The sequence below is a fragment of the Actinomadura logoneensis genome, assembly GCF_003428695.1.
Taxonomy (GTDB): domain Bacteria; phylum Actinomycetota; class Actinomycetes; order Streptosporangiales; family Streptosporangiaceae; genus Spirillospora; species Spirillospora logoneensis.
Map to the genome: position 1 here is coordinate 1 of NZ_QURH01000710.1, position 3,147 is coordinate 3,147.

Genomic DNA, 3,147 nt, shown 5'->3' on the forward strand with positions numbered 1-3,147 from the left:
CTGGCCCGACGCCTGACGCGCTGCCCGGCCGCGGGCCGCCTGCCGGCCGCGCCGGCCGCCTCGGTCGGGCGCCTTGGGTGGACACGCCGGTCGGGCGCGTCGCCGGAAGCGGCATCGTGGAGCGGGTTCGCGGGGCGGATCAGTCGGCGATGCCTCGCTGGGCGACGACCTTGGTGATGCGCACGCGGACGAGGTACTCGTCGGGGACGGCGTTGCGCCTGCCGAACTCCTCGGCGCGGTCCGCGCCCATGTAGCGGCCGCCGATCGCGGTCGCCCAGCGGAGCAGTTCGTCCGGGTCCCGGGTGAGGGCGGCGACGCCGTCGATCATGACGAACGAGTAGGGCGGCGCCTGGTCGTCCACCGTGATCGACACGCGGGGGTCGCGCTGGAGCGCGTGGGCCTTCAGGCCCTTCCCGTAGGTGGTGAACAGCAGGTCGTCGCCGTCCAGCAGGAACCAGATGGGCGTCACGTGGGGCGACCCGTCCTTGCGGGTCACGCCGACCTTGCCCGTGCGGGTCCCTTCGAGGACGAACGCCCGCCATTCCTCCGCCGTCATCCGCTCCATGATCACATTATCCAGGTGGCGGACGGGGCGGTGCGGGACGGGGCGGGACGGGGCGGGCGCGGCTCCGGGTGCGCGGGCCGCTACCGTGAGCCACATGGAGATCATGACGGCGCACGGGGCCGCCGAGGTGACGGTGGACGAGCCCCGGGCGGCCGGGGCGGCGTTCCTGCTGGTGCTGACGCACGGCTCGAACGGCGGGGTGGACGCGGTGGACCTGCTGGCCGTCCGGGAGGTCGCGCTGGGGCTCGGCGGCGCGGTCGCGCGGGTGCTGCAGCCGTTCCGGAAGGCCGGCCGGCGGGCGCCCGGCTCGGCGGCGCGGCAGGACGAGGCGTGGCTGGAGATCGTGAAGCTGCTGCGCGACCGGTTCGGGGACGTCCCGCTCGTGCAGGGCGGGCGCAGCAACGGCGCGCGGGTGGCCTGCCGGACGGCCCGGGAGGCGGGCGCTGCGGGCGTGGTGGCGCTGGCGTTCCCGCTGCATCCGCCGGGGAGGCCGGAGAAGTCGCGCGCGGACGAGCTGCGCGGCGCGGGGGTGGAGGTGGTGGTCGTGAACGGCGACCGCGACCCGTTGGGCGTCCCGGACCCGGCCGACGCCGCCGAGGTGGTCGTCCTGCCGGGGGAGCGGCACGACCTGAACCGCGATCCCGGGGCGGTGGGGGAGGCGGTCGAGCCCTGGCTGCGCCGCTGGGCGCGCCCGAAGCCCTGAGGGACGGCGGGCCGGCGCGGGCGCCCCGCCCGAGCCGGGTCCGGCGGGGAGCCGTGCCCGGACATGGCGGAGCCCCGGCTGCTCGGCCGGGGCCCTTGCTTCTTTCGTACATGGTGCCGCCGCCGGACGGGACGCCTGTGGCGCCCGCCGGGTGGCCGCCGCCCCCGAGGAAGATCACCCGTTAGGACTAGTCCCCCGTGCGAGACCGGTCAGGCGACCGCGCCGACGCCCGCGTCGGTCGGACGGTGCGGGGCGACGACCGCCCCGTCGGGCAGCAGCTCACCGGTGTCCTCGAAGACCACGACGCCGTTGCACAGCAGGCTCCATCCCTGTTCGGGATGCGAGGCCACCGTCCGCGCGGCGTCGCGGTCCGGTCCGTCGGAGGTGGGACAGTGCGGTTGGTGTGGGCACATCGGCGTGCCTCCGGTTCAGGTACTCGATGGGTGGTGCTCTTCTGTCTGACGCATCCGAGTGTGGAACGGTTCGACCCCGGGCTGCCATAGCCCGAAGGGACGATTGTCCGGTGGTACCTCGGTACCCCTCGGGTGTGATGGGACTCACCCTCGGGGCCAGGTGATCAGCGTGCCCCCGAATCGGTCGCGACAAGAGCACGACACGCTGTCCGGTGCGTAAATAACATCCCGGTTCGTCCGGAGAGGTGTCCAGGACCGGCCGCGCGACCGGCTCGGGATGCGATCGTTTACCCCTGGTGCGCGGGGGGCGGAGCCCTACGATTGCGGCGGGGGCGGGGCCGGATCCAGGGGAGGTGGGGCCCGCATGCGCGTGGCGCTCTTCGTCGCCTGTGCCGACGACGCGATGTTCCCGGGGACGGGACGGGCCGTCACGCGCCTGCTGGAGCGGCTGGGCCACGAGGTGGTGTTCCCGGCGGACCAGACCTGCTGCGGGCAGCTGCACTGGACGACCGGCTACCGGCGCGAGGCGGCGGCCCTCGCCCGGCGGTTCACCGAGGTGTTCGACGGGGCGGGGACGATCGTGACGCCGTCGGCGTCCTGCGCGGCGGCGGTCCGCACGTCCTACCGGAGCATCGCCCGGACCGCGGGCGACGACGCCCTGGAGCGCGCCGCCGCCGCGCTGGAGGTCCACGAGCTGACCGGGTTCCTCGTGGACGTCCTGGGGGTGACCGATGTCGGGGCGCGGTTCCCGCACCGCGTCGCGTACCAGCCGACGTGCCACGCGTCCCGCGGGCTGGGCGTGGGCGACCGTCCGCTGCGGCTGCTGCGCGCGGTGCGGGACCTGGAGCTGGTCGAGCTGCCGTCCGCCGAGGAGTGCTGCGGCTTCGGCGGGGCCTTCGCGGTGAAGAACGCCGACGTCTCGGTGGCGATGGTCGCCGACAAGGTCCGGCACGTCCGGGACACGGGCGCGGACGTCCTGTGCGCGCTGGACAACGCCTGCCTGGCGCACGTCGGCGGAGCCCTGTCCCGGCTGCGCGCGGGCGTCCGGGTGGCGCACGTCGCGGAGATCCTGGCGTCCACGGGGAAGGGCACGTGAGCCCCGGAGCCGCCGCGGGCGGAGCGCCCGCCCCGGACCCCGGCGACCCCGAGGACGCCGCCGACCTGCGAGCCGAGGGAGCTGAAGGGGTCGGCGGGTTCGGTCCGGGCACCCTGCTGGGCCTGGTGTCCGGAGCGGGGCAGGGCGGCGGGGCGCGGCGGCGCGGAGCGGCCGTGCCCCGGGCACGCAGAGACCATCGCGTGGCGAGGAGCGGCGAGGACGGACGCGCTGTCGCCGCAGACGGACCGGGAGAGGCTTCCGGGGCGAAGGCGGACGGAAAGCCGGGCCCACCGAAGTTCGCCGAGGCCGCGAAGGAGGCGCTCGCGGACGCGGGCGCCCGGCAGGAGCGCGCCGCGTCCGCCCGCGCGGC

4 protein-coding genes and 1 pseudogene are annotated in these 3,147 nt (G+C 75.8%); 3 read left to right on the forward strand and 2 right to left on the reverse strand.

What is annotated here, in order from left to right:
- Positions 1 to 139: 139 nt before the first annotated feature.
- Positions 140 to 661: a PPOX class F420-dependent oxidoreductase gene (locus tag DZF91_RS26005; protein WP_328589213.1), complete on the reverse strand. Its 522-nt coding sequence runs from the start codon at positions 659 to 661 to the stop codon at positions 140 to 142.
- Between DZF91_RS26005 and DZF91_RS26010 the strand changes: the two genes are divergently transcribed.
- Positions 660 to 1,268, forward strand: a complete 609-nt coding sequence (locus tag DZF91_RS26010) for an alpha/beta hydrolase family protein (protein ID WP_117359825.1) — start codon at positions 660 to 662, stop codon at positions 1,266 to 1,268. The two genes, DZF91_RS26005 and DZF91_RS26010, sit on opposite strands and share 2 nt — an antisense overlap.
- Before the next feature lie 209 nt (positions 1,269 to 1,477).
- On the opposite strand, the gene DZF91_RS26015 is transcribed toward DZF91_RS26010, so the two are convergent.
- Positions 1,478 to 1,681 (reverse strand): DUF5999 family protein, encoded by a 204-nt coding sequence (locus tag DZF91_RS26015; protein ID WP_117359826.1) that lies wholly within the window; start codon positions 1,679 to 1,681, stop codon positions 1,478 to 1,480.
- Positions 1,682 to 2,045: 364 nt separating this feature from the next.
- Here DZF91_RS26015 and DZF91_RS26020 point away from each other — a divergent pair, with 364 nt between their 5' ends.
- A complete protein-coding gene (locus tag DZF91_RS26020) occupies positions 2,046 to 2,777 on the forward strand; it encodes a (Fe-S)-binding protein (protein ID WP_117359827.1) in 732 nt (243 codons plus the stop codon).
- Positions 2,774 to 3,147, forward strand: a pseudogene (locus DZF91_RS26025) (hypothetical protein); the annotation flags it as partial. The gene DZF91_RS26020 and the pseudogene DZF91_RS26025, both read left to right, overlap by 4 nt.